This window comes from Spirosoma luteolum (assembly GCF_054778875.1).
In genome coordinates this window covers 236680-263595 of sequence record NZ_BAAGZE010000006.1, presented here as the reverse complement: position 1 = coordinate 263595, position 26916 = coordinate 236680, and the positions used below count along the sequence as shown (strand labels likewise).

Sequence of the window (26916 nt, the reverse complement as noted above, 5' to 3'; positions counted from 1 at the left end):
GCGGAAAACAGCTTACGACTTATGACGACAAAACTACACACCCCGGCCCTGTGGCTGGCCGGGGTGCTGCTTCTCCTGGCTGCCGGACTGGCGCTGACCGGCCACGGGGCCTCGACCGACTGGCTCGTGATCGGCGGTCTGCTGCTGCTGGCAATCGGTGTCCGCCGTTTTCCGGCCTATGCCGGCCTGTCGTTTACGGTGCTGATCTCGGTGGCGGTGGCGCTGGCTATGTACCACCCCGACTGGCTGCAGAACTGGGGCGGTTTCGAGCTTAAGAAGCTCATTATTCCGCTGCTGCAGCTCATTATGTTTGGCATGGGGTCGCAGTCGAGTCTCGACGATTTTGCCGGCATCCTGAAAAATCCAAAGGGCGTGCTGGTAGGGGTGGGCAGCCACTACGTTATTATGCCGCTAATCGGCTACCTGCTGGCCACGCTGCTGCCGCTGCCTCCTGCCATTGCCATGGGTATTGTGTTGGTGGGCTGCTCGCCCAGCGGGCTGGCTTCCAACGTGATGGCGTTTATTGCCCGGGCCAACGTGCCGCTGTCGATCACGGTAACGGCGTTTTCGACCCTGCTGTCGCCCTTCGTCACCCCCGCTTTGCTCAAGCTGCTGGCGGGGCAGTTTGTGCCGGTCGATTTCTGGAAGATGATGATGGAAATTCTGAACATCACCATCCTGCCCATCGTGGCCGGGCTGCTGTTTAATGCCTTTGCCTACGGCCAACAAACGCGCCGGAGCATTGCGCTGCAGGTAGCGGTCTACGCGGCCATCATCGGCCTCAAAAACTACCTGGGCTATCGCACGGGGGGCACTGATCCGATAACCGGAACGCTATGGAACGGGCTCTGGTTTCTGGTGCTGCCAATGGTGGGCGGCTGGCTGTTCAATCGGATGGCCGGTGGCCGGCGCGAAACGCTCGACCGGGTGCTGTCGCTGCTGTCGATGGTAGGCATCACCGTTATCGTCACCATCATCACGGCCGCCGGCCAGCAGAGTCTGCTCGACGTGGGACTGCTGCTGCTGCTGGCCTGCTTGCTGCACAACACCCTGGGCTACGTACTGGGCTACTGGACCTGTCGCCTGGTGGGCCTCGACGAGCAGTCGAGCCGGTCGGTGGCGTTCGAAGTCGGGATGCAGAACGCCGGTATGGCGTCGGGACTGGCGCTGCAGATGGGGCAGCTGGCCACAACCGGGCTGGCTCCCGCCATCTTCGGGCCGCTCATGAATACGTCGGGGTCTACCCTGGCCAACTGGTGGCGCAACCGCACGCCGGCCGTGCCCGCCACCGATCCGCTCCCGACCCAGCCTGTGCCCACCTCCCCATAACCCTGTCGTCCCGTTATCTAACCCTTTAATTCGCTAGCTGATGATTGTACGGAATGCATTGATGACGACCCTGCTGGCTGCCAGCCTGGGTACTGCGACGTTTGCCCAGCAGCTTGCGGCCCCCCGCGAGGCCATTCTGGCGTATTCGCAGGAATGGACCGGTGAGCGCTACCCCGACGGCCGTCCGAAGGTGTCGGACGATCTGGTGAGCCGCCTGAAAAACGTGTCGATCGAAGAAGCCTGGGGGGTGCTTAAAAATGAAGGCTACACCAACCAGTTCGAAGCGGGCTGGCAGATCATTCACCCCGACAAGGTACTGGCGGGGCGGGTTGTAACGGCCCAGTACATGCCGGCGCGGCCCGACATGGAAAAGCCGGTTCGGGCCAAAGGGAAAGCGGAAAACCGGTCGGGTGCGCCCAATGCGTGGCCCATCGACGTGCTTCAGCCCAACGACGTGTACGTGGCCGACGGCTACGGCAAAATCATCGACGGCACGCTGATCGGCGATAATCTGGGGAATTCTATTTATGCCAAATCGAAAACGGGCGTGGTGTTCGATGCGGGCGTGCGCGACCTCGAAGGCCTCGAAGAAATCAACGGCTTTGTAGGGTTCGTGCGCGGGGTCGACCCCTCGTATATCAAAGATATGCTCATGACGGGTATCAACTACCCCATCCGGATCGGGCGGGCCACGGTGCTGCCCGGCGACCTGATTCTGGGCAAGAAGGAGGGGGTTGTTTTTATTCCGGCGCACTTGGCCGAAAAGGTCATCACCAGTTCGGAGTGGGTGGCCCTGCAGGATGGCTTCGGCCACCAGATGCTGCGCGAGGGCAAATTCACGCCCGGCGAAATCGACATGAAATGGACGCCCGCCATTATCACGGCCTTTCGCGCCTGGCTGAAAGCCAATGCTGCCAACGTGAGGCTGACCCCCGCCGAACTCGAAAAACGCATCTCGACACTCTGACGGTACCCGCCACGCCGGGTGCTGTTGTTCTATAGCTACCTTCCTAAACCGCTGCCAAACCATGAAAAATATCCTTGATCGGTTCGCCTACAAACCGCCTGTGCCTAAAACCGACGCCCCCGCGGCCCCGGCCGACCGGCGTGATTTTCTGAAGAAAACGGCGCTCGGTGGCCTGTCGCTGGGCCTTCTGTTCGACCACGACGCGGCCGCCGAAACCGACTACATCAGCCAGAACGTGAACCGCTTCTCGAAGCCGGCCGACCTGAAAATCACGGACCTGCGGGTGGCGGTGCTGACGGGCGTACCGTTTACCAGTCCGATCATCCGGATCGACACCAACCAGGGCATTTCGGGCTACGGCGAAGTGCGCGACGGGGCCAGTGCCAAATACGCGCTGTTTCTGAAGAGCCGGCTGCTGGGCAAGAATCCGTGCAACGTGGAGCAGTTGTTTAAGCTCATCAAAGAGTTCGGGCAGCACGGCCGGGCTGCCGGGGGCGTTTGTGGGGTCGAAATGGCCCTGTGGGACCTGGCTGGCAAAGCCTATGGGGTGCCTGTGTACCAGATGCTGGGCGGCAAATACCGCGACACCATCCGGATGTATGCCGACACGCCCGAGGAGAAAAATCCAACGGAGTTTGCCAAAAAAATGAAGGCCGAGCGCATCGACAAAGGCTTTACGTTTCTGAAAATGGATTTCGGTATCGAGCTGCTGGCCGATACGCCCGGTACGCTCGTGGGCGCGGGGGTGTGGGACGTGAAACGGCAATTTGGCACGGCCCCCGCCGGCCCGCGGCAGGTGGGCAGCTACAGCCTGACCAAACACCCCTTTACCCGCGTGCAGATCACCGATAAGGGGCTCGATCTGCTGGCGCAGTACGTCGAGTCGGTCCGGAACGCCATCGGCTACGATATGCCCCTGGCCGCCGACCATTTCGGCCATTTCGATGTCAATACGGCCATTCGGCTGGGTCGGCGGCTGGAGAAATACCAGCTGGCGTGGCTCGAAGATATGGTGCCCTGGTTCTACACCGACCAGTGGCGGCAGATCACCGAAGCCATTGAAACGCCCACGCTGACAGGCGAGGATATCTACCTCAAGGAAGAGTTTATCCGGCTGATCGATGCCCGGGCGGTCGATATGATTCACCCCGACCTGGCCTCGTCGGGCGGTATTCTCGAAACCAAAAAAATCGGCGATTACGCCGAAGAGCGGGGTATTCCGATGGCGATGCACTTTGCCGGCTCGCCCATCTCACTGATGGCCAATGTGCACTGTGCCGCGGCTACGCAGAACTTTGTGGCGCTCGAACACCACGGCGTCGACGTGCCGTTCTGGGAGGATCTGGTGACGGGCATCGAGAAGCCGATTGTGAATCAGGGCTTCATACGCGTGCCCGACAAGCCCGGCCTGGGCGTCGAACTAAACGAAGCCGTGGCGAAGCAGCACCTGCTCAAAGGCGAGCTGTATTTCGCTCCCACCGACGACTGGAACAAAGTCGAATCCTGGGATCGGACGTGGAGTTAGGGTTTTGGGTTTGTGGTTCGTTGTTAGTAGTGTAGAGGCTGGACGTGAAGTCGACAACAGCGGCTGATGGCTGATCGTTAGCTAAAATAAGGCTGTTGGCCCAGTCGTCTGATAACCCAAAAAACCACAAACCACTAACAACAAACTTGCCCCCTCTTCCCTACAAAAAACGCTGCCTGAACGCGCTGGGGTTGTCGCCGGTGACGCGCCGGAACACCCGGTTGAAATACGATAAGCTCTCGAAGCCGCTGCTGAAACAGGCGTCAGTAACCGAGCGCTGCTGAAGCAACAGCGCCTTGGCCTGGTGTACGCGGTACTGATTCACGTAGTCGGTGAAGGTCATGCGCGTCATCTGGCGCATATACCGGCAGAATGCCGCCGGGGTCAGGCTGGTCAGGTCGGCCAGTTCGCCGATGTCGATCCGGCGCTGGTAGTTGGCGGCAATAAACGCGTAGACCAGCTGGATACGATCCTGCTGCCGACGCGTATAGGGCGATTCGATGGGGTGGGGGTGCAGCAGTTCGGCGTCGGGGGCGTGGGCCAGTTCGTTAAACAGCGTCAGCAGTTCGATAAACTGGCTGAACGGATCGCGGTCGGGCAGGTGCAGCAGCCGCTCGCCCAGCACCCCCTTGGTGTGGGCACCAAAGGCCAGTCCGTGGCGCGCCCGCCCAAACAGCTGTCCGATGGCTATCAGCTCGGGCGTGTCGGTCAGTGCCGACCCCAGAAACGAACTCCCCAGCTGCACCACCACCTTGCGATAGTCGGTCCGAACGCCGTAGTCGAAATTCAGATGCGGAATATAGGGGCCAATAAATACCAGGTCGCTGCCTTCGTAGCGCGACAGGTGGCTGCCCACCTGCCGGGGGCCATCGGCCCGGTCGATGTACACCAGCTCGTATTCCGGGTGAAAATGCCAGTAGTAAAAATCGTTCAGGTGGGGCGTCACCAGCATACGGAACGAGCTGTTGGCATCGGGCCGAATGTCTTCGCGCACCAGGGTAGTGGCTGGCTGGTTGTACATAGCTGTCGTGGAAGAGCCGGAAAGTTGGCGAAAAGATCAATAGCGTTCAACAGCTTGACGATCCGGGTGTAGCAGGCCGCCCGGGCAGCGCCGACCTTTGTCGTATTCCTGACAACTAAACCAGCTGACTATATGCAGCCTGCCCCAACCCCAACCATGGCGCCGACCATGATGCCCAGCAACGCCCATCAGGATATTCCGGGCAATCCCTCAACCGCCACCAGCAGCCGCATCCGGCTCAGCGACCGCTCGGGCGATGTGCAGCCGCTGCGCGTACTCTCCGAAGCCGACTGGCAGTTCTGGATCGAAAACGGCTACATCGTGATCCCCAACGCCGTGCCCCGCGAGCAGGCCCAGCAGCTGGCCGATCTGCTGTGGGAATTTGAGGAGAAAGATCCGGCCGACCCGACCACCTGGTATGCGCCCCCGCGCGCCGACATGAAGATGAAGGAACTGGTAGGCAGTGGCATGGTCGAACTCTACAACCACCCCTACGAATGGGCCAACCGGCAAACCCAGCGCGTTTATGATGCCTTTGTCGACATCTGGGGGCACGAAGCCCTGTGGGTAACCATCGATCGGGCCAACCTCAACCTGCCCCTGCGCCCCGAAGACACCTTCAAGGGCTTTATCCACTGGGATTACGACCCTGAAACCCGCCCGCAGAACGTGCAGGGCGTGCTGGCGCTGGCCGATCAGACCGACGAAAACATGGGCGGTTTTCAATGCGTACCCTGGCTGTACCGGCACTACGACACCTGGAAACAAACCCAGCCCGCCGATCGCAACCACTTCCAGCCCGACATGACAGGGCTCGAAGACAAACTCGTGAAGGTGAAAATGAACGCCGGCGACCTGCTGATCTTCAACAGTACGCTGGCCCACGGCATCCGGCCCAATCGCTCGGGCAACAAGGTGCGGCTGGCGCAGTATATCTCCATGATGCCGGCCGAGGAAGACAATGAGCCGCTGCGGCAGTGGCGAATCCGCTCCTGGCGCGACCGTATCGCACCCGAAGGCTATGCCTTCCCCGGCGACCCCCGGCAGTGGGAACAAACCCGCTACCAGACCGCCGACCTCAGCCCGCTGGGCCGCAAACTGCTCGGCCTCGACCGCTGGGATGGGTGAGCCCCCGCCTGTACAATGGCTCGGTGTTTCTCAGATAAGCCACTGCTGCCGGGTGTAGGCATCGTTCCAGAACAGCCATTCGAGTCGGCTGGCCTGGGCGAAAGCCTCACTCATCTGCGCCCGCGTTGACGCGTCGGCGCGCTGGGCCAGCCGGTTCGTGAGGTCGATCATCTGGCGTACACTGGTGTCGAAAGCCTCACCCGCGTAGGTGTCGATCCAGGCCTGAAACGGATTGTTGGCAACCGACTGGCTGTGAATGCCCCGCCCCACCTCGCGGTAGATCCAGAAGCAGGGCAGCACCGCAGCCGCGCCAACGGCCAGCGGCTCCAGAGCGGTGGTGGCCAGCAGGTAGCTGGTGTAGGCAAAGCAGGCTGGCTGTTTGGCCGGTGCCGCGCTAATGCCGTACTGGGTAAAATACGCTTCGTGCAGCAGCTGCTCGACCCGGATGGCGCTGTCGGCAAAGCCAATCAGCAGCAGCCGGTCGGCAGGGTTGTCGGCCCGCACGGCCAGCTGAACCAGCGCCCGGCTGAAATCGGCCAGGTAGAGCGCGTCCTGCTGCAGGTAATAATGAAAGCGGTCGGGCGGCAGGGTGCCCCGGGTCAGTTCGCCCACAAAGCCGTGGTCGAGAATGGCCGTGTAGACAGGGCTGATCGCAGCCCAGAGGGTATCGGAGAAAAGCGGGGTCATCAGGTCCAGTACGTAAAGAAGTGGTGAACGGGGCCGTGGCCGTGGCCCAGCGCGTAGCCGGCTCCCGCCCGGAGGGCACCGGTCAGGTAGGTTTTAGCCGCCTGCACGGCCTCGGGCAGGGCCAGCCCCCGGGCCAGGCCGGCCGCTATGGCCGACGAAAGCGTGCAGCCGGTACCGTGGGTGTTGGGGGTATCAATGCGCGGGATTGAAAAACGGTGTACCTCACCCGACGCCAACCGCAGCAGATCGGTACTGTCGGCGGCAGGCAGGTGCCCTCCCTTCAGCAACACGGCCCCGGGGGTAAGACCGGCCAGATCGGTAGCCGCCTGCTCCATGTCGGGCAGGGTCTCAACCGACCGGCCCAGCAGTACGCTTGCTTCGGGCAAGTTGGGCGTGATCACCGTGGCCAGCGGCAGCAACTGGCTTTTCAGGGCCGAAATGGCCTCGTCCTGCAGAAGCTTGTCGCCACTCTTGGCCACCATCACGGGGTCGAGAACGATGTTGGTAACCCCAAACAATCGCAGCGACTCCGCCACGGCATCGATGACCTCGGGCGAGTGCAGCATGCCGATCTTTACGGCATCGGTACCCACGTCGCTCAGTACCGCCCGCAGTTGTTCGGTGATAAACGCGGGGGGGACCGGGTGGATGGCCGTGACATGGGTCGTGTTCTGGGCGGTCAGTGCGGTCAGCACCGACATGCCGTAGCAGCCCAGGGCCGAAACGGTTTTCAGGTCGGCCTGGATGCCGGCCCCACCACTGCTGTCGGAGCCGGCAATGGTCAGTACGCGGGCGTATGGCTTCATTGGGGTAGTAAGGAGATGAGTTGCCGGGCCGCTGCGTAGGGCGACGGCTGGGCGCAGATGGCCGAAACCACGGCGACGCCCGATACCCCCGTCTGACAAACGGCCTGAATCGATGTAGCGTTGATGCCGCCGATGGCAAAAGTCGGCAGCGTGGTCTGCCGACAGAGGTCGGCCAGGCCCGACAGGCCCAGCAGGCTGGCCGTATCGGTTTTGGTGCCCGTCGGGAAAACCGTGGCCAGGCCCAGGTAATCGGGCTGAACCGGTTCGCTGGCCAGCGCCTGCAGTTCGTCGGCCGAATTGATGGACAGGCCGATCAGCTTGCCGGGGCCCAGCAGCGACCGGACCAGCGACACGGGCATGTCGTCCTGCCCTACGTGTACGCCGTCGGCATCCACGGCCAGCGCCACATCGACGCGATCGTTGATGAACAACAACGCCCCGTAGCGCCGGGTAATGGTCAGCAGGTCGGCGGCCAGCTCGATAAAGGCACGGGTGGCGAGATCTTTTTCGCGGAGCTGTACCCACCGCACCCCGGCCCGGCAGGCGTCGTCGACCACCGCCGATACTGAATGCCCCCCCTGCCGGCAACTGGCGCGGTCGGTTACGAGATAAAGGCCGGTCATGACAACGAAAGCGTGAGGGTATCGGTGAGTTGCTGGCTGGTCAGCCGATAGAGCCGATCCAGAAAATCGACCTGGAGGGTGCCGGGGCCCGGAGCAGTCTGGGCGGCCAGCTGCCCCACCACGCCCATCACGGCCATACTGCCCACCGCGGCCGCAAACGGATTGGGGTTGATGGCTGCAAAGGCACCCGTCAGGGCCGTAGCCGTGCAGCCCATGCCGGTGACGAGGCTCATCATAGGGTGGCCGTTGCTGAGCCTCGCCATCCGGTCGCCCTGCACGACGTAATCGTCGGCTCCGCTCACCACCACCACGCAGCCCAGCTGCCGACTCAGCTGCCGGGCACTCTCAACGGCGGCCGACGAGCTGGCGGTGCTGTCGACGCCTTTGGTCTGGATCTGCAGGCCGGCCAGCGCCATAATTTCCGATGCGTTGCCCCGGATAATGGTGGGAACGGCCAGCGCCAGCAGCTCCTGGCTGATGCGGTTGCGGTAGGGAGTGGCACCGACCCCCACCGGGTCGAACACGATGGGTTTGCCGAGGGCGCTGGCGCGGCCCATAGCGGCCCGCATGCCGGCCACAAACGTGGTGTCGAGGGTGCCGATGTTGACCACCAGGGCACTGGCAATGGCCGCAAAGTCAGCGGCTTCGTCGGAGGCATGCACCATGGCCGGCGACGCGCCGAGGGCCAGCAGCGCATTGGCCGTGGTATTCATAACCACAAAGTTGGTGATGTTCTGAATCAGGGGCGACTGGGCGCGGATCTGCTCGATATCCTGCCAGATGGTCTGGGCGCTGGGTAGGGTCATGGTACGGGTTGATAAACGGGAACACCGCAACTTCAGGAGTAACCAGAGCCGCCAGCAAACGCGTGGTTGCTGGCAAACTTTTCCCTACGGCAGTACGAACTGCATCAGGTGGTGAGGGTATGTTCTCAGTCGCCGGAAACGACACCCCTAAAGTTGTGCGCCAAAGGTAGCCCGGATTCCGTCGGTCTGCAAGTGGCCCGGGGCCGGCCCACCGGGTGACTCAGCACCTCGGCCGGTCGATGCTGATAAAAAAAACGGGTAGTCGGGGGGCAAAAGGACGAGGATCGGGGCTTTCACCGTTGTATACATACGCTGGTATGCGGTACGATTCACCGATTCAGGCGGCCGGATACTGGAGTTTTGTCGGCAGGCTCGTACATTTATCGGGCTGTTTCCGACAGCGTTCAACAACAGGTGTTTTCCTAATCTCAACTATTCCATGGACCCATTTCAGATTAAAAAAGCCCCGGTCGAGTACGACGTGGCCATTGTCGGCTCCGGAGCCGGGGGCGGTATGGCCGCTTACACACTCGCCAAGGCCGGGGCTAAAGTTGTTTTGCTGGAAGCCGGGGGCTACTACGACCCGGCCGACTCAAAGTATATTACTCAACTGAAATGGCCCTGGGAGTCGCCCCGGCGTGGGGCCGGCACCACCCGGCCGTTTGGTGATTTCGACGCGGCCTGGGGCGGCTGGGACATTGAAGGCGAACCCTACACCACGGCCAAAGGCACCGAATTTCACTGGTTCCGCTCGCGCATGCTGGGCGGCCGTACTAACCACTGGGGCCGTATTTCGCTGCGCTTCGCCCCCGACGATTTCCGGCGCAAGAGCATGACCGGCGTGGGCGAAGACTGGCCCATCGGCTACGACGACCTGAAGCCGTTTTACGACCGGGTCGATCGGCTGATCGGGGTGTTTGGCTCTGTCGAGAACATGGCCTCCGAACCCGATGGTATTTTCCTGCCCCCGCCCAAGCCCCGGCTGCACGAGCTGATGATCCGGAAGGGCGCGCGCAGCATCGGTATCCCGGTTATTCCGTCGCGGCTGTCGATCCTGACCAAGCCTGTCAACGACGAGCGGGGGCAGTGTTTCTACTGCAGCCAGTGCGGCCGCGGTTGCCAGGCCTACGCCGATTTCTCGTCGTCGTCGGTGCTGGTGAAGCCGGCCCTGAAAACCGGCAACGTAACGCTGATCAACGGTGCCATGGTGCGCGAAGTGATGACCGACGCGGCCACGGGTCTCTGTACGGGCGTCAGCTACGTCGACACGCAGACGCTGCAGGAAGTAACGATCAAAGCGAAAACCGTGGTGCTCGCGGCCAGTGCCGGCGAAACGGCGCGGCTGCTGCTCAACTCCAAGTCGAGCCGTTTTCCCAACGGACTGGCCAACTCGAGCGGGGTCGTGGGGCGCTACATCAACGACTCGACGGGCGCGAGCCGCTCGGCTTTCGTGCCGGCGCTCATGGACCGTAAACGCTACAACGAAGATGGCGTGGGTGGCATGCACGTGTTTACGCCCTGGTGGCTCGACAATAAGAAACTCGATTTCCCGCGCGGTTACCACATCGAATACTGGGGGGGCATGGGGATGCCGGCCTATGGCTTTGGCTGGGGCATCGAAGCCATGAACGGCATGATTGCCGCCCGCGACGGGGCCATGAAACCGGGCGGTGGCTACGGTGCCAGTCTGAAAGACGATTACCGCCGGTTCTACGGGGCTTACGTAGGAATGGCCGGTCGGGGTGAGCCGGTACCACTTGAAAGCAACTACTGCGAAATCGATCCCAACGTGGTCGACAAATACGGTATTCCGGTGCTGCGCTTCAACTACAAATGGTCGGACTACGAGGTGAAGCAGGCCAAGCACATGCAGGATACGTTTGAGGAAATCATTCACTCGATGGGCGGTATTGCACTTGGCAACAAACCCGGCGCCGACACCAGCTACGGTCTCGAAGCACCCGGCAAGATTATCCACGAGGTGGGTACGGCCCGGATGGGAAAAGACCCCAAAACGTCGGCCCTCAACGGCTTCCAGCAGGCGCACGACGTGAAAAACCTGTTTGTCGTCGATGCAGCCCCGTTCCCCTCGCAGGGCGACAAAAACGTAACCTGGACCATCCTGGCCAGTTCCATGCGCACCTCGGAATACATCATCGATCAGGCTAAGAAGAAAGTGTAAAGTCAGTTTGTGGTTTGTGGTGCGTGGTTTGTTGATATGGCAACAGTACAGCGATTCGAAGACCTGAAAACGTGGCAGAGCGCCAGAGAGGTAGCCCGGCTTATTTACCAACTTAGCCAGACAACGTCGCTGGGAAAAGATTTTGAGCTTCGTAATCAGATTAGCCGTTCAAGCGGGTCGGTGATGGACAACATTGCCGAAGGCTTCGGTCGTGGAAGTCGGACCGAGTTTATTCAGTTTCTCGGTTACGCCATGGGGTCGAACGACGAAGTAAAATCCCAACTGTACAGAAGTCTGGATCGCGGTCACCTCACCCCCGATCAGTTTGCGAAACTGTATGAGCAGGTTGATATCGTCGGTAAAATGCTGGTGTCATTTATTACCTACCTAAAACGCAGTGATTATAAAGGGTTCAAGTATAAAACGCCAACGGGAGTAGACGAACCAGCAATGGAGGCTTACCGGCCACTAATCAGAAACAACGGACCACAAACAACGAACAACGAACCTGAAAACCCCTACGCCCCATGAAACGCAGAGACCTGCTCAAAGGCATACCCGTTACCGCATTTGGGTTTGCTGTGAACCCCGCCGAAGCGGCAGTGCCCGCCCCACCCGAGGTAAAACCCCTCAAAATTCCCGGTGGCCGGCAAAAATTCGAAGCCGAGCGCGACGCGAAGCTCAACGCCGAGAAGTTTTTTACTCCCCACGAACTGCAGACCGTTACGGTGCTGTCGGATATCATCATTCCGGCCGACAGCCGCTCGGGGAGTGCCTCGCAGGCGGGCGTGCCCGCCTTCATCGAGTTCATGATGAAAGACCAGCCCCGCAACCAGACCCCCATGCGGGGCGGTATCAAGTGGCTCGATAATACCTGCACCAAGCGGTATGGAAAACCCTTCGTGGGCTGCACCAAAGCCCAGCAGATCGACATGGTCGAGCAGATTGCCTACCCCGGCAAGGCCAAAGCCGACATGACCCAGGGCGCGTCGTTTTTCACCCTCATGCGCAACCTGACCGCCAGCGGCTTCTACAGCAGCCAGATCGGGATCAAAGACCTCGGCTACCAGGGCAACACCCCTAACCAGTGGGATGGCGTGCCCGACGACGTGCTCAAACAGTACGGCCTGGCCTACGAAGAGCGCGAGCTGAAGCAGTACAAATAAGCCCCGGCCAGCTGGCCAGACGGCACCATTCCGCCCGGAATGGTGCCGTTTTTTTTGGCGTTGCCACCGGTCAGTAAAGCGCACATTCGGGCGTGCCGGCACAGGCATTCGTGCCGACTTTTTGCTATATTTGTCCTAAATCAGGCGGTTTGCTGACCAGAAAAACGAGAGGTCAGCGTTTTTTCACCTTGACAAGCTGTACTCTTGACATTTTCTGAATTTAATCTGCACGACGACCTGCTGGCCGGCGTGGATGCCATGAACTACCTGAAGGCAACGCCCATTCAGGAGATGGCCATTCCGACCATTCTGGCCGGAAAAGACCTTATCGCCAGTGCCCAGACCGGTACCGGCAAAACAGCGGCTTATCTCATTCCGCTCCTCGACAAAATCTCCCACGCCGACCACGACCACACCAGCACCCTGATTCTGGTGCCCACCCGTGAGCTGGCCAAGCAAATCGACGAACAGGTCGAAGGCTTCGGCTACTTCGTGCAGGCCAACAGCATTGCCATCTACGGCGGGGGCAAGGGCGACGACTGGGACAAGCAGCGCAAAGCCCTCGAAACCGGCGCCGACATTATCATTGCCACGCCGGGTCGGCTTATTGCCCATATGCAGCTGGGCTACGTAAAATTCGACAAGATTGACTACCTGGTGCTCGATGAAGCCGACAAGATGCTCGACATGGGCTTCTCCGACGACATCCTGAACATTGTCGACAAGATTCCCAAGCAGCGCCAGACCCTGCTGTTCTCGGCCACCATGCCGAACAAAATCCGGGAGTTTTCGAAGCGTCTTCTGACCGAGCCCGAAGAAATCCGGCTGGCCGTGTCGAAACCGGCGGCTGGTATCGACCAGCAGTTTTACCTGGCCTACGACAACCAGAAGCTGCCCCTGCTGGCGCACCTCATCAAAAACAGCACGAAGCCCGTGTCCAGCATGGTGCTCTTTACCTCGCGCAAGTCGGAGGTCAACGGCATCGTGCGGGCGCTGAGCAAGCTGGGCTACGAAGCCCGGGGTATCAGCTCCGACCTGGAACAGGATGACCGCGAGGTGGTGCTGCGCGACTTCAAAAACAAAGCGTTTCCGATTCTGGTGGCCACCGACGTGCTGTCGCGCGGGATCGACATCGACAACCTGACCCACGTGGTCAACTACGATATTCCGCGCGACGCCGAAGATTACGTGCACCGCATCGGGCGAACGGCGCGGGCGGCTACCACCGGTACGGCCATCACGTTTATCAGCGATCAGGACCAGAACCGGATCGTCAACATTGAAAAACTCATCGAGCGCGAACTCGAAAAACGCTCGGTAACCGAAGAACTGGGCATGGGCAAGTCGCCCGTGTTCGACCCCAAACGCTTCAGCGGCCTGCGCGGTAAAGGCGGTGCCGGCCGGGGTGGTTCGGGCCGGCCCGACGACCGCAGTGGTGGTCGGGGTCGGGGCAACGACCGCCCGGGTAGTGGATCGGGAAGCAGCCGCCCCGCCAGTCCGCCCCGCGATGGCGCAGCGCCGGCCGAACCGGCCACGGGCGACGCACCAGCGGGCGAGCCGCGCCGTCGGCCTGACGATCGTCGGCGGGGTAATAACCCCCGTGGCCCACGGCCCGACGGAAGTACGGCCCCCGAAGCTGGTATGCCCGTAGCCGAAGCAACGGCCGGTCCGCAGGCCGATGGTGCGGGCGCCGACAAGCCAAAACGCCGGAAAAAGCGTCGGCGGCCCCGTTCGGCCGAAGGGCAGGCGCCCGGTCAGGCACCCAGTGCTGCTGCCGCACCCGTGCCGGCGGGCGAATAAGCGTCGTAACTTGATTGACAAAGGCGGTATCGACTCGAGCGGTACCGCCTTTGTGCGTTCATACCCATTGCTGTATGCCCATGCCCCCGTTTCCACGTCGATTACGCTGCCTGTTCCTGCTGATGCTGTGCCTGTCGGGCCGGGCTGGTCGATCCCAGTCGGTACCCCCCGTTGCCGTGCACGATCCCGTACTGATCCGGCAGGGCAATCAGTATTACCTGTTCGGGACCGGACGGGGCATCCGGCTGTGGTCGTCGCCCGACCGGGTGCACTGGACCCCGCAGCCGCCCGTTTTCGATACCGCCCCGCCCTGGACCCTGCAGGCCAATCCAGCTACGCGCCCCAACGACCTCTGGGCGCCCGACATTTCGTACCACAATGGTTTGTATTACCTCTACTACTCGTCGTCGGTATTCGGGCGCAATGCGTCGGCCATCGGGCTGGCTACCAATACCACGCTCAACCCCGCCGATACGGCCTACCGCTGGGTCGATCGGGGGCTGGTGGTGCAGTCGGTGCCCGGCCGCGACAACTGGAACGCCATCGATCCCAACCTGGTAATCGACGAGGCCGGGCGGGGCTGGCTTGCCTTCGGGTCGTTCTGGGAAGGAATTCGGCTGATCTGCCTGCGGGCCGATCTGGCTGGCCCGGCCTCGCCCGCCGAGGCCTACACACTCGCCAGTCGTCCCCGCACCGATTCGGGCGGCATTCGGCAGGCCGGCACCGGGGCCATCGAAGCGCCGTTTCTGTTTCGGCACGGCACGTTCTGGTACCTCTTTGTCTCGTTCGATTACTGCTGCCGCGGGGTCAATAGCACCTACAACATCCGGGTAGGGCGTTCGGCCACACTGACCGGCCCCTACCTCGACCGGTCCGGGCAGCCCCTGACACAGGGGGGCGGCAGCCCGCTGCTACAGGGCGACGCGCACTGGCATGGTGTGGGCCATTCGGCTACCTATACGTTCGACGGCCGCGACTACCTGATCTACCACGCCTACGATGCGGCCGACGGCGGGCGCTCGAAACTTCAGATACGGCCGCTGGGCTGGGACGCCGATGGCTGGCCCAGGGTAGAGTAGCCCGCGGGTCAGGTCCACCGCCCGCTACAGCAGAGTATTGTGGACAGGCGTCAGGGGGGCGGGCAGGTCGGTTTCGTCAATCATGTCGCGCAGGTCGATCTCGATAGTGCGGCACAGGGCCGTCATTGGAATGTCGTTGGGGCCGCCCTCGAATGGGTTTTCCGACGATTCGCCGACCTTATCCATGGCCGTAAACACCCACGATACCAGCGTACTGAACGGAATGGTCAGCCACACACAGTCGTCGCCCAGCTTCTGAAATTCGTTGAGCAGTCCCAGCGGCAACAGCCCCACAAACAGCCAGACGAAAAAAAGCGATATGCTGGCAAACTGCCGCGGGTATGGGAAGTTTTTGATGCGTTCACAACGTCCCTGCTGATCGTAACAGTCGGCCAGGCGCCGGGTTAGTTCGATGTAAGCCAGCGGTTCGATCTGCCCTGCTTCGGCCAGTGCGGCCAGTTGTTTCGACTGGAGCGCAATGAGTTGCGTAGCCCGATTCTTTCGGTTCAGGATATCCGTTCGCTCGGCCTCGCTGAGGTAGGGGCGCAGCGCATCGTCGAGCGACTCCTGCCATTCAGGCACCGTGTAATGCTGGCGGTATTCGCGGTTATACGATTTCTGCTGATTTTCCCACGGCTGGGGTTTACGCAGCTGAAACCGCAGCGCCGTCAGCCAGGCGCAGTGGCGGTAGATGAGCTGGCACCGGGTGGCCGGATCGACCTGCACAAAATCGCGTAGCATCAACCCGAGGGTACGACTCCCGTTAATGATGGCCCCCCAGATCTGGCGGGCTTCCCACAGGCGGTTGTAGGTCTGGGTGTTTTTGAACCCCACGATAAAGGCTGCCGCCGTGCCGATCAGCGCGACGGGAACCCACGGGATGGCCACCCAGGTTAGCCCGGCCACGTAGGCCAGGGTAGGGAGGGTGGCCAAGAGCAACAGCCGGTAAATGTCGCGCCGGGTCCAGCGCAGAAATTCGGCGAGCGAGTAGTGCGTACCGGTATGCATAGGCGGTTGGGGGTTTCGGGCGAATGGTCAGTTGAGGTTAATCCTGGTACCGGCGGATGTACTCGCCGGGGGGCATGCCCATGATGTCTTTAAACTGCCGGTTAAAGTTGGAGAGATTGGTATAGCCGCAGCTGAAGGCAATCTGGCTGATGGTCTGCTTGGTGGTGCGCAGGTGGCGGCAGGCGTGTTCAATCCGGACTTCGTTGAGCAGCGTCGAGAAGGTTTTGCGCGTGTGCTGCCGGAAAAAGCGGCAGAAAGCACCCGGCGTCAGGTTGGTGATGTTGGCCACATCATCGAGCGTGATGGGGTCGCTGTAATGCTCCAGAATATACGAGAAAACCTGCTCGAGCCGGCGGTGGTCTTCGGGCCGCCGGGGCTGGGCATAGGCCGTAACCGACAGCACGTCGCGGTCGGGGGTGGTGCCCAGAAAATCGAGCACGTGCAGCAGCCGCAGCAGCTGCTCAAAGGGGCGCAGGCCGGGCAGGGTAGCCAGCTGATCGACCAGCGGATGACCGGCCGGACACCGGAACCGGACCCCGCGCTGGGCATCGTGGATGAGCTGCCTGAGGTGGCGGGTTTCGGGCAGCGTCAGCAGGGTTGTTTCGAGTTGCTCGGGGCGAAACAGAATCGACACGGCCGTAGCGCGCAACGACGAGCCAGCCTCGAAAAAAGCCGGGTCGTTGCGCAGCACGTGGGGCAGGTTGGCCCCCAGCAGAAGCACGTCGAGGGGGGCAAAGCGGTCGATGCGGTCGCCGGCAATCAGCGTGCCTTCGCCAGCCTGTATGAGCGTAAGCTGAATCTCGGGGTGAAAGTGCAGGTGGCCGTAGAAGTGCGGCCCGTCGTCCTGTTCAATCCGAAACGATCGGTCGTCGATAGCGGGTACTTTGAACAGGAGTGGTTTCATGCGCAATTTTTTGGGGAATATACACCATTTGTCCGGTTTTTCTGGTGAAAATAGTATCAGAACCGACTCATTACGACGAAAGCGCTGCTCCCCCGTGCACTGTAACTTTGGGGGAACAATCCCGTACCGCAAACCAGTTCTGCACATGACGACGCATGCCCAATGGGTGGGTGTTTACCCCGCCCTTCTGACCCCCTTCACGGCCGACGAGCAACTCGATCTGCCGCTGTTCGAGAAAAATCTGCATGCCCAGCTCGACGCGGGGGTGCATGGCTTCATCATTGGTGGTTCGCTGGGCGAAGCGAGTACGCTGGAACGTGATGAGAAGCTGTCGCTGCTGGCATCGGCGCTGGCCGTGTGCGCCGGACAGGTGCCGGTGGTGGTCAATATTGCCGAGCAGGCTACCAGACAGGCCGTGGCCCGGGCTCATGAAGCCGAGGCCAACGGGGCGCAGGGGCTGATGCTGCTGCCCCCCATGCGCTACCCCGCCGACGCCCGCGAAACGGTTCAGTTCTTCCGATCGGTGGCCCAGGAAACATCGCTGCCCATCATGATCTACAACAACCCCTACGACTACAAGATCATGACCACCGTGGCCATGTTCGAGGAGCTGGCGGTGTTGCCCAACATTCAGGCGGTGAAAGAATCGACCCGCGACCTGACCAACATTACCCGCATGCGCAATGCGTTCGGCGACCGCTTCAAGCTGATGGGGGGCGTCGACACGCTGGCGCTCGAAGCCCTGCTGCTGGGCTGCGACGGCTGGGTGGGTGGTCTGGTCGACGCGTTTCCGGTGGAGACGATGGCCATTTACGACCTGGCCAAAGCCGGTCAGGTGGCAGAAGCGCTCGATATCTACCGCTGGTTTATGCCCCTGCTCGAACTCGACATTCACCCCAAACTGGTGCAGTACATCAAGCTGGCGGCTCAGGCCACGGGCATCGGGTCGGAGCACGTGCGGGCGCCCCGCCTGCCGCTGATCGGCGCCGAACGCGAGCAGGTACTCTCGGTCATCAACACTGCCCTGGCCAAACGGCCGGTGCTGGTGGGTTAGCTATTGCGTGCGTGTGTGATTGTGTGGTTGAGTGAATCAGTAACTGAACGCAGTGCACGTCGGTAGATACACGCTGTTCCGGCCCGGTTAGCTTTTGCGGTGCCAATGCGCTGTTGCTCAATCGCTCAACCACACAATCACTCCATATCTTATTTCACATGCCTCAGTATCATTTTTTCTGCATCGACGCGCATACGGGGGGGAATCCCGTGCGGGTTGTGACCGGGGGCAGCATTCCGTTTCTGCAGGGAACAACCATGAGCGAAAAACGGCAGCACTTTCTGCGGGAATACGACTGGATCCGGCGGGGGCTGATGTTTGAACCGCGCGGCCACGACATGATGTCGGGCAGCATTATCTATCCGCCCATCGACCCGGCCAACGATGCCGCTGTGCTGTTTATCGAAACGTCGGGCTGCCTGCCCATGTGCGGCCACGGCACCATCGGCACCGTCACGGTAGCCATCGAGCGCAACCTGGTGCGGCCCAAAACGCCGGGCGTGCTGCTGCTCGAAGTGCCGGCCGGCCTGGTGCGGGCCGAGTACGTAATGGATGGCCCGCGGGTAAGTTCGGTGAAGATCACCAACGTAAAATCGTACCTGGCCGCCGAAGGACTCTCCGTCGACTGCCCCGACCTGGGTAGGCTGAACGTCGATGTGGCCTATGGAGGTAACTTCTACGCCATCGTTGACCGGCAGACTAACTTCCCGGGGCTGGAACATTACACCGCCGGGCAGCTCATTGCCTGGGCACGGGTACTGCGCGAGCGCCTGAACGAGCAATACACCTTTGTACACCCCGCCGACCCCACCATTCAGGGGCTGAGCCATATCCTCTGGACGGGCGAGCCCCTGCAGGTTACGTCGACAGCCCGCAACGCGGTGTTCTACGGCGACAAAGCTATCGACCGGTCGCCCTGCGGCACCGGCACATCGGCCCGTATGGCGCAGCAGTACGCACAGGGCCGGCTGCGGCCCGGCCAGGTGTTCGTGCACGAAAGCATCATCGGTTCCATTTTCAACGGCCGCATCGAAGCCGAAACCGAACTGGCCGGATCGCCCGCCATCGTGCCCAGCATTGAAGGCTGGGCCCGTATCTACGGCTACAACCACCTCATCCTGGACGACGACGATCCGTACGTTCACGGGTTTCAGGTTATCTAACATTGAGCGAATGAGTGGTTGCGTGATTGAGCGATTATACCGGTGCGAAGCCAGTGGTCGCGCTGTCAGCATCACTCAATCACGCAATGGCTCAACCACTCAATTACAGCAATATGCACACAGGTATCGTTGGGGGAGGGATTATCGGGCTGTGTACGGCCTATTACCTGCAGAAAGCCGGCCACCAGGTTACGCTCTTCGATCAGGGGACTATTGCCGATGGCTGCTCGTTTGGCAATGCGGGCATGATCGTGCCGAGCCACATCATTCCGCTGGCGCAGCCGGGTATGATCAGCAAGGGTCTGCGCTGGATGCTCCAGTCGACGAGTCCGTTCTACGTCAAGCCCCGGCTCGATCTGGATCTGGCGCGCTGGGGCTGGCTGTTCTATCGCCACGCCAACCACGAGCACGTGCAGCGCGCCATCCCGGCCCTGCGCGACCTGAGCCTGCTCAGCAAAACCCTGTATCAGGATCTGGCCGCCAACGGCGACCTGACGTTCGACTGGCAGGAGAGGGGGCTGCTCATGCTCTACAAAACCGCCGGGGCCGAACACGAGCTGGCCGAAGAAGCCGACGTGGCCAACCGCGCCGGTATCGACGCCCGGGTGCTCGACCAGGCGGGGGTGCAGGCCCTCGAACCCGACGCCCGGGTCAGCGTGAGGGGGGGCGTCTGGTATCCGGGCGATGCCCACGTAAATCCCGGCGAACTGGTGCGGTCGCTGCTGGCTTACCTGCGCGGGGCGGGCGTAACGCTGCTCGAACAGCAGGCCGTTACCGGCTTCGGGCACTCGGGCAACCAGATCCGGTCGGTGCAGACGGCCGCGGGCGAGGTCGCCGTCGACGCGGTGGTGGTGGCCGGGGGCGCGTGGTCGCCTGAGCTGGCCCGCCGGCTGGGCGTATCGCTACCCATGCAGGGCGGCAAAGGCTACAGCTTTATGCTGCCCAAGCCACCGGTGCAGGTGCGGGTGCCGGCCATCCTGCTCGAAGCCCGCGCTACGGCCACGCCCATGGGCTCGACCCTACGCTTTGCCGGCACGCTTGAAGTGGCGGGTACCGACATGAGTGTCAACATGAACCGGGTGCGGGGCATTGTCGAGTCAATTCCGCAGTATTACCCCGATTTGGCGGTGGCCATGCCCGCCGTCGAAACCGTATGGCGGGGGCTGCGGCCCTGCTCGCCCGACGGCTTGCCCTACATTGGCCGGTCGCGCCGGTACGACAACCTGGTGATGGCCACTGGCCACGGCATGATGGGCCTGAGCCTGGGGCCCGCCACCGGTAAACTCGTCAGTGATCTCCTGTCGGATCGGGAAGGAGCCATGCCGCTCACCGCCTTCAACCCCGACCGCTTCGCCTGACGCAGCCGGGTACAAGGCAACAACGAAGTCCGTCCGGCAGGTCAGAGCGACCGGGCCAGACGGACTTCGTTGTTGGCCGTTACGCCATAGGCCGGTACGGTCAGTTCGTGACCATGCGCAGCCCGTAGACTGGCCCGGCCGACTGGCCCGGTTTAGCCTGCAGCCGGATCGTTACCATCGACTTGCCCGCCGTGAGGGCCGGGGGCAGGGGGTAGGCAATGTCGTAGAACTGACTGGCTTTGTACTTGTTGAGATCTTCGCCCGCCACCACCGTGCCGTCGACCAGAATCTCGAACTGACGCCCCCGGTTATCCATGCCCCAGTAGGTGCCGATCAGGGTGTTGGTTGCGGTGGGGCTGGTTTTCATCGTGAAGGATAAAAAGCCCCCGTTGTTGGCAATCCGGTATTTGCGCAGGTGATCCTCACCCGTTTCGAGGTGGTCGCCGGCGAGGGCATGATCGCGTTCGGGCTGCATTTCGCCCAGCCGCAGCTGATCGACAGTGCGCCGGTCGAGGTCGGCCTCGGCCCGGCGTTTTGCCTCGTAAACCGCCTGCTGTTTGAGCCAGTTTTCGGGCGTAAAGACATCCCAGTACACGGTGTAATAGTTGGCCTGCAGGTCGTAGAACGGCTTCAGCGTCACGGTTGCCTGCTGGCCGGTATGGCTGGTCTGGTATTCGAGCGGGCGCGGGCCGGATTTAATCCACTGGTTGGGGTCGGCCGTGGCCGTCACGAATACCGGCACGCCCTGCCGTGGATCGGGCTCGGTAGGGCCAAGGTCGCCGGCCAGCAGCACCGGTCCCGCAAAAAACGCCTGCCGGGCCGGATTGTCGGGCATGGCTACGGCCCGCAGCTGGCTGGGCAGGGTCAGGTCGATGCGGTCGCCCGACTGCCAGCGCCGGCTGATGGTCACATAGCCCGTCTCGTCGGGCCGGGCGGATACGGCTTTGCCGTTGACCCTCACGGTCATGGGTCCGCTGAGCCAGCTGGGGCGCCGGATGCGGATGGGGATGGCCTGCCCCCGGGCGGCCGTTACGGTGAGCGCTACGTCGGGGCTGGCGGGCAGGTCGGCTGCCAGCGTCAGTTTCAGGCCCTGCCCCGACCAGTCGAGGGTCGAGGGGATAAAGAGGTTGACGAACAAACTGCTGTCGGCCCCCCGGAAATAAATCGTTTCGTTGTATTTGACGTGGTTCTCCATACCCGACCCCACGCAGCAGGTAAAGCTTTCTTCTTCATCGCTGAAATGCTTGCGGGTGCCCATCCGGAGCGGTACGAAGTAGCAGACCATGCCGGTCTGGTGCTGCTGCGACGCCAGGATGTGGTTATACAGCGCCCGTTCGTAGTAGTCCATGTAGCGGGCCTGCGGGCTCAGCGCAAACAGGTGGCGCGTCAGCTTCAGCATGTTATACGTGTTGCAGGTCTCCATGGTGTTGTCGGTCAGCTTGTCGTTGAGCTGATCGGGCGTGCTCAGGTACTCGTAGTTGGAGTTGCCGCCGGGGGCATAGGTGTGGTGGTCGACCACCGTTTGCCAGAAAAAGCGGGCCATGGCCAGGTCGGGCGCGTGGCCGGTGAGTTCGTATCGCCGGATGGCCCCGATCAGCTTCGGAATCTGGGTGTTGGCGTGCTTGCCGGGCAGCACATCGCGCCCGATGGCCAGCGAGTCCAGCACCGCCCGATCGTGAAACTTGTACGACAGGTCGAGGTATTTTTTCTGGCCCGTCAGGGCGTAGGTATTCACCAGCGATTCGTTCATGCCGCCGTACTCGCAGCGCAGCATCTGCTGCAGCTGGGCATCGGTCAGGTTACGCAGCGTTTCGCCTGTCCAGTCGGCCAGTTTCACCGCCAGCCCGAGGGCGTTGGGGTTGCCGCCGTACTGATACGCATCGAGCAGGCCGGCGTAGACTTTGTGCACGGTGTACCAGGGCGACCAGGCGCCGTTGAGGTCGAAGCCGCGCGAGCGGATGGTGCCCGCGGCCACTTCGGCCCAGAGGGTATCTTCGCGGGGAATGGCGCCGATATAGCCCGTTTTACGGGCCTGCTGGCAGATGGCCAGCTCGTCGACGATGTAGTCGATGCGCTGTTTAAAGGCCGGGTCGCCGGTGGCGGCATAGTGCAGGGCGCAGGCAGTAAGGTAGTGCCCCAGCGAATGGCCCGCCAGCCCCGACGATTCCCAGCCGCCGTATTTTTCGCCTTTGGGGGCCAGCCCCGCGTTGGTGCGGAAACCCGACAGCAGCCGGTCGGGCTGGAGCGAGAGCAGAAAGCGCGTGTCGGCTTCCTGCGCGGTGCGGAACGGACTGGCCTGCACCCTTACCTGGGCCGGCGCAAACGGCATGGCGTTGATGGAAACGGCGGGGGCCGGCAGGGGCTGGGGAGCCGGCTGGGCCATACCCACGGCCGACAGCAGGGTCAGCCAGGCAATCGAATAGCGAACGTTCATGCGGAAAGACAAATAGGTTTACTCAACCGACCACTCCATAATACCACTCGATGCGTCTTTGGGCAACTGCACCAGCAGGCGCATAGCCCTGGTCTGCACCGGCTCAAACGTTACGGTGTCGTAGCGGTCTTTGCCAACGGCGTAAGGCTGGGTATTCCGAACGGGGGCCCACTCACCCGACTCGGTCTGGTACTGTAGCTGCCACGACGCCGGAATGCGGCAGCCGCCCCAGGGGCTGTCGTCGAACCAGTAGACCCTGGCCGACGATACGCGGCTGGGCTGGGTAAACGAATACTGAACCCACTGGAGCGTATCTTTTTTGGGCCACCAGTGGTAGTAGAGGTTGTCGCGGTCGTTCGAGCTTTTCGGGGTTTCCTGATCGTTGAGGGCTACCAGCGCCTTGGTCGTCAGGGAAGCCGTGATGGTGCTGGTCGAGGCCAGAGTCGGGGCGGGGCGTGGCCGGGCGGCTCCCGTGGCCGAGGCCAGCCAGACCGACATTTCGCCGTTGCCCCGGTTGGCCCAGGCGTAGTATGGAATGGCCCTGAGGGGAGTCGGCTGGGTGGTCAGACCGGCGGCACCCGTGCGGCTGACGCGCTGGGCGGTACCCGTGATCAGCGCTACGCCGTCGAGCAGACTGGCGTCGTACGAGGTCGTCAGGGGGGCATCGTTAGGCAGGACCAGATCGAGCACGTGGCCATCCGGTGCGTCGGGCCATTCGGCGCAATACACCATCGGGCCGCGTTGCAGGGCTACTTTCTGCAGGTCGGCTTTTACATCGGGGCTGGCCACCAGCCGCTGAATGGGCATGGGCAGGGCCAGCCGCACCACATCGCCTTTGCGCCAGGTGCGGGCCACGATGGCATAGCCGTTTTCGAGCCGGTAGGGCAGGGCACGGCCGTTCAGGGTAAGCCGCACGGGCGGGGCTGCCGGTCCGGCCACGGCGTAGAGCGTACCCGGAACGGGCTCCTGCCGGGCCCAGCCGGGTATCCGGATGGCCAGTTCGAACGCCTGCGTGCGGGCTGGCTCAACGGCGAAGGCAATGTCGCCGTCCCAGGGGTAGCGTGTTTCCTGGCGGAGCGTCAGCGGCTGGCCGGCCAGGGTCAGCGTGGCGGTGCTGTTGACAAACAGGTTGGCATAAACCCGTTTATCGCGCTGGGCATACACATAGCCCGGCATCGACGGAATGAAGCGGCAGACATTGCTTGGGCAGCAGGCGCAGCCAAACCAGGCCGAGCGGGCGTGCTGTCCCCGCGACTCGAGGGGGTTGGGGTAGAAAAAACGGTCGCCACGCAGCGACACGCCCGACAGCATGCCGTTATAGAGGGTTCGTTCGAGTACGTCGTAATAGCGGGCATCGCCGTGGAGCAGAAAGAGCCGCTGGTTCCAGTAGATGTTGCCGATGGCCGCGCAGGTTTCGTTGTAGGCCGCCATGTTGGGCAGGTTGCGGGCGGGGCCGAAACCCTCGTGTCCGCCTTCGGCACCAATGCCGCCGGTAATGTACAGCTTGTTGCTCACCACGTCGTTCCAGATCTGGTCGATGGCGTGCAGGTAGGCCTGGTCGCCCGTAATGGCGGCTACGTCGGCCATACCGGCATACATGTAAGTCGCCCGAACGGCGTGGCCCACGGCTTCGCGCTGCTCGGTTACGGGTTTATGATCCTGGCTGTATTCCTGACCGTGGCCCCGCACGTCGAGCAGAAACTTGGCCAGGTCGAGGTACGCCTTTTTGCCGGTGGTGCGATAGAGTTTCACCAGCCCCATTTCCACAATCTGGTGACCGGGGGCGCGGGCCAGTTTGCCCGGGCCGAACGTGCTGACCAGCAGATCGGCGTTTTTAAGCGCCACGTTGAGCAGCGTTTTCTTGCCCGTGGCCTGGTAATGCGCCACGGCTGCCTCGAACAGGTGGCCGCTGTTGTAGAGTTCGTGGCTCAAATCCGATTCCTTTTCCCAGCGCGTGAGGCCGGCCCATTCGTGCGGGTGCAGCGGGTCGATGGTGCGGGCCGTGTACAGATAGCCGTCGGGCTCCTGCGCGGCCGCTACGTAGGTGATCAGCGAGTCGACGCGGGCGTCGAGCCGGGCGTCGGGAAAGGTCTGCAGCGAATAGCTGGCGCCCTCGATAATCTTGTAGATGTCGGTATCGTCGAACGGAAATTCGGTGCAGAACTTCGTGCCTTCCTTCAGATGCCCGGCCACCCGGAAATTATCGACCCGACCGGTGCTGTAGCAGTGGTGCAGCGCAATCGGGATGGTTACATCGTGGTTGCGCCGGATGCGGGGTGCCCAGAACCCGTCGGTTACTTTAACGGCCGTAAACGGAACCGGCTGAATGGGGTAGTCGCCGGCGGTGCGCGGCTGGGCCAGGGCTGGGCCGGTCAGTAATAAACCAAAGGCAGCCCACCGGCGAAGGGCAGGCAGAAGCGTGGGAAACATAGGCGGAAGCGGGCTGGAGACAGAGCAGCCACCAGACCGAACGATTGTTTCGGTGGCTGCTGGACGAAGTTACGAATTGGCCGGCTCCCGGGCCGCGCACCGATTCGCGGGTGCTGATACTTTTTTACCCACTCGGCGTGGATAGGTGCCTATTTGGGCTTTTTACCGTATCAGTCCTGCTCCTGTGCCCGGTAGACCCGTTCCAGCCGCTGCCGGACCGACGAAGCCATGTCGTCGCATAACCCATCAAACAGCTGCCATCGGCTTGGCACCAGCAGACTGGCCGTGGCCAGGGTATGCCCGTTGAGGGCCCGTTCGTCCCCCGTAAAGGTTTCCCAGCTGGTCGTCCAGCTGCGGCTGGCCGTAACGGGCTCCTGCCACAGCGCCCGCCCCGACGCGGTTTCGAGGCCCCGCAGGTGCAGCTGCATGTCGGCCCGAACGGTGCGGGTGTGTACGGTAAGTGTACCCGATACCTTTTCCAAAATATCGACCCGGGTGGAGTCGTTGATTTTTTTCTCACCCACCTTGTAGGGCTGGTTGCTGTAAACGGTGCTGCTGCTGCTCGTTACGTTATCGTGGTAGCTATCGAGGTCGGTCACGCGCAGCTGCACCGCCTGGGCTATCCCGAAGCCGTCGACAACCGGCGCGCCGTCGAATACGCTCGCCTGCACCTGGGCGGGCAGATACAGCCGCACAAATGGAGCCGGCTCGGGATTCAGGCTCCGCAGGATGGCCCGTTGCAGGGTAGCCCGGTCGGAGCCCGTCAGCAACGGCCCGGCGCTTACGGGTTCAACCGCTACGCGCAGCAGGGCGTAGGCGAAGGCTTCCTGCGCTTTGGTCGATGCCTGTTGGTAGCCGGGTACCCATTCATCGGCCCGGCGGTAGTGGCTATAGGCATCGCGGGCTGCCCGTCGGTCGGTTTCGCGGTAGGCGAAGGCCAGTTCGGCCGCCTGGTAGCGGTCGGCCGCGGCCAGCTGGCGGGTTTCCCGGATCGGGCTGCCGTAGTCGGCCGGGTAGGCGGCCAGCCAGCCGGCGCAGGGGCCACAGGTGCGGGCGTTGTCGGTCAGGGTTTGCAGCGCCTGGTAGTGGGTTACCACCGTTTCCCAGCGGAACGGGGGGCTGGTATCGGATGTCAGGTCGCGGATGCGGGTCTGGTGGCTGGCATAGGCCTGCACAAACGCATTGCGCAGGACCAGCGGGGCCAGCCGCCGGCCGCGTTTGGTGAGGCCATGCCCCGATTGGAGCCGGCTGGCCGCCTGAGCCACTGCCTTGTCGAAGTCGCCCCGCCGGAGGGCCGTCTGGCCGCTGCTGCACCCCAGCAGCAGCAGCCCGGCCCAAAACAGATAAGGAAGAGAACGGTTCATAGGGAAGGAAGGCTGAATTTTATGGGGGTTAGACAGGCGAACCCCGGGTGGGGTTTATCTTTGACCCCTAAACCAAGTCGAC

General features: G+C 62.3%; 22 protein-coding genes and 1 riboswitch. Of the genes, 12 read left to right on the top strand and 10 right to left on the bottom strand.

The features are described 5' to 3' along the window. Positions 1–21 precede the first annotated feature (21 nt). From ACYVAC_RS11690 to ACYVAC_RS11680, 3 genes are all read left to right on the top strand, one after another. The gene (locus tag ACYVAC_RS11690; RefSeq protein ID WP_461097856.1) at positions 22–1329 is read left to right on the top strand and encodes a bile acid:sodium symporter family protein; all 1308 of its coding nucleotides are present in this window, start codon (positions 22–24) and stop codon (positions 1327–1329) included. 40 nt (positions 1330–1369) lie between these two features. Continuing rightward, positions 1370–2296: an RraA family protein gene (locus tag ACYVAC_RS11685; protein ID WP_461097855.1), complete on the top strand. Its 927-nt coding sequence runs from the start codon at positions 1370–1372 to the stop codon at positions 2294–2296. A gap of 61 nt (positions 2297–2357) precedes the next feature. Beyond that, positions 2358–3821 (top strand): mandelate racemase/muconate lactonizing enzyme family protein, encoded by a 1464-nt coding sequence (locus ACYVAC_RS11680; protein ID WP_461097854.1) that lies wholly within the window; start codon positions 2358–2360, stop codon positions 3819–3821. 160 nt (positions 3822–3981) lie between these two features. Here the strand turns inward: ACYVAC_RS11680 and ACYVAC_RS11675 are convergent, their stop codons facing one another. Continuing rightward, on the bottom strand, positions 3982–4842 hold the full coding sequence (locus ACYVAC_RS11675; RefSeq protein WP_461097853.1) for a helix-turn-helix domain-containing protein: 861 nt from the start codon (positions 4840–4842) through the stop codon (positions 3982–3984). A 132-nt stretch (positions 4843–4974) separates the two neighbouring features. On the opposite strand from ACYVAC_RS11675, the gene ACYVAC_RS11670 reads away from it, so the two are divergent. Beyond that, entirely contained in the window at positions 4975–5970 is a 996-nt protein-coding gene (locus tag ACYVAC_RS11670) for a phytanoyl-CoA dioxygenase family protein (protein ID WP_461097852.1), read from the top strand. A 30-nt stretch (positions 5971–6000) separates the two neighbouring features. On the opposite strand, the gene ACYVAC_RS11665 is transcribed toward ACYVAC_RS11670, so the two are convergent. The 4 genes from ACYVAC_RS11665 to thiM are packed head-to-tail and all read right to left on the bottom strand — an operon-like array spanning position 6001 to position 8892. After that, positions 6001–6657 carry a TenA family protein gene (locus ACYVAC_RS11665; RefSeq protein ID WP_461097851.1) on the bottom strand — a complete coding sequence of 219 codons (657 nt, stop codon included), beginning with the start codon at positions 6655–6657 and terminating at the stop codon, positions 6001–6003. Continuing rightward, positions 6657–7463, bottom strand: a complete 807-nt coding sequence (gene thiD, locus ACYVAC_RS11660) for a bifunctional hydroxymethylpyrimidine kinase/phosphomethylpyrimidine kinase (protein ID WP_461097850.1) — start codon at positions 7461–7463, stop codon at positions 6657–6659. Before thiD ends, ACYVAC_RS11665 begins: the two co-directional genes overlap by 1 nt. Then, positions 7460–8086, bottom strand: a complete 627-nt coding sequence (thiE, locus tag ACYVAC_RS11655; RefSeq protein WP_461097848.1) for a thiamine phosphate synthase — start codon at positions 8084–8086, stop codon at positions 7460–7462. The genes thiD and thiE overlap by 4 nt, the downstream gene beginning before the upstream one ends. Continuing rightward, the gene (thiM, locus tag ACYVAC_RS11650; RefSeq protein ID WP_461097847.1) at positions 8083–8892 is read right to left on the bottom strand and encodes a hydroxyethylthiazole kinase; all 810 of its coding nucleotides are present in this window, start codon (positions 8890–8892) and stop codon (positions 8083–8085) included. Before thiM ends, thiE begins: the two co-directional genes overlap by 4 nt. Positions 8893–8956: 64 nt before the next feature. Beyond that, a riboswitch (TPP riboswitch) is annotated at positions 8957–9051 on the bottom strand. 280 nt (positions 9052–9331) lie between these two features. Between thiM and ACYVAC_RS11645 the strand changes: the two genes are divergently transcribed. The 5 genes from ACYVAC_RS11645 to ACYVAC_RS11625 all read left to right on the top strand — a co-directional run bounded on the left by ACYVAC_RS11645 (position 9332) and on the right by ACYVAC_RS11625 (position 15119). After that, positions 9332–11074 carry a GMC family oxidoreductase gene (locus ACYVAC_RS11645; RefSeq protein WP_461097846.1) on the top strand — a complete coding sequence of 581 codons (1743 nt, stop codon included), beginning with the start codon at positions 9332–9334 and terminating at the stop codon, positions 11072–11074. 36 nt (positions 11075–11110) lie between these two features. Next, positions 11111–11605, top strand: a complete 495-nt coding sequence (locus ACYVAC_RS11640; protein WP_461097845.1) for a four helix bundle protein — start codon at positions 11111–11113, stop codon at positions 11603–11605. Next, positions 11602–12240: a gluconate 2-dehydrogenase subunit 3 family protein gene (locus tag ACYVAC_RS11635; RefSeq protein WP_461097844.1), complete on the top strand. Its 639-nt coding sequence runs from the start codon at positions 11602–11604 to the stop codon at positions 12238–12240. Before ACYVAC_RS11640 ends, ACYVAC_RS11635 begins: the two co-directional genes overlap by 4 nt. Positions 12241–12444: 204 nt before the next feature. Next, on the top strand, positions 12445–14040 hold the full coding sequence (locus tag ACYVAC_RS11630) for a DEAD/DEAH box helicase (RefSeq protein ID WP_461097843.1): 1596 nt from the start codon (positions 12445–12447) through the stop codon (positions 14038–14040). A gap of 74 nt (positions 14041–14114) precedes the next feature. Then, on the top strand, positions 14115–15119 hold the full coding sequence (locus tag ACYVAC_RS11625; protein WP_461097841.1) for a family 43 glycosylhydrolase: 1005 nt from the start codon (positions 14115–14117) through the stop codon (positions 15117–15119). 24 nt (positions 15120–15143) lie between these two features. Here the strand turns inward: ACYVAC_RS11625 and ACYVAC_RS11620 are convergent, their stop codons facing one another. Further along, positions 15144–16127 (bottom strand): bestrophin family protein, encoded by a 984-nt coding sequence (locus ACYVAC_RS11620; protein ID WP_461097840.1) that lies wholly within the window; start codon positions 16125–16127, stop codon positions 15144–15146. 37 nt (positions 16128–16164) lie between these two features. Next, the gene (locus tag ACYVAC_RS11615; protein ID WP_461097839.1) at positions 16165–17031 is read right to left on the bottom strand and encodes an AraC family transcriptional regulator; all 867 of its coding nucleotides are present in this window, start codon (positions 17029–17031) and stop codon (positions 16165–16167) included. A gap of 145 nt (positions 17032–17176) precedes the next feature. On the opposite strand from ACYVAC_RS11615, the gene ACYVAC_RS11610 reads away from it, so the two are divergent. The 3 genes from ACYVAC_RS11610 to ACYVAC_RS11600 all read left to right on the top strand — a co-directional run bounded on the left by ACYVAC_RS11610 (position 17177) and on the right by ACYVAC_RS11600 (position 20606). After that, a complete protein-coding gene (locus tag ACYVAC_RS11610; RefSeq protein WP_461097838.1) occupies positions 17177–18085 on the top strand; it encodes a dihydrodipicolinate synthase family protein in 909 nt (302 codons plus the stop codon). A gap of 158 nt (positions 18086–18243) precedes the next feature. Next, a complete protein-coding gene (locus ACYVAC_RS11605) occupies positions 18244–19248 on the top strand; it encodes a 4-hydroxyproline epimerase (RefSeq protein ID WP_461097837.1) in 1005 nt (334 codons plus the stop codon). A 113-nt stretch (positions 19249–19361) separates the two neighbouring features. Beyond that, positions 19362–20606, top strand: coding sequence for an NAD(P)/FAD-dependent oxidoreductase (locus ACYVAC_RS11600; RefSeq protein WP_461098223.1), 1245 nt, complete (start codon positions 19362–19364; stop codon positions 20604–20606). Positions 20607–20706: 100 nt separating this feature from the next. Here the strand turns inward: ACYVAC_RS11600 and ACYVAC_RS11595 are convergent, their stop codons facing one another. From ACYVAC_RS11595 to ACYVAC_RS11585, 3 genes are all read right to left on the bottom strand, one after another. After that, positions 20707–23040 carry a beta-L-arabinofuranosidase domain-containing protein gene (locus ACYVAC_RS11595; RefSeq protein WP_461097836.1) on the bottom strand — a complete coding sequence of 778 codons (2334 nt, stop codon included), beginning with the start codon at positions 23038–23040 and terminating at the stop codon, positions 20707–20709. Between the two features lie 18 nt (positions 23041–23058). Continuing rightward, the gene (locus tag ACYVAC_RS11590; protein ID WP_461097835.1) at positions 23059–25470 is read right to left on the bottom strand and encodes a glycoside hydrolase family 127 protein; all 2412 of its coding nucleotides are present in this window, start codon (positions 25468–25470) and stop codon (positions 23059–23061) included. A 170-nt stretch (positions 25471–25640) separates the two neighbouring features. Beyond that, positions 25641–26834, bottom strand: coding sequence for a hypothetical protein (locus ACYVAC_RS11585; protein ID WP_461097834.1), 1194 nt, complete (start codon positions 26832–26834; stop codon positions 25641–25643). Positions 26835–26916: the final 82 nt, after the last annotated feature.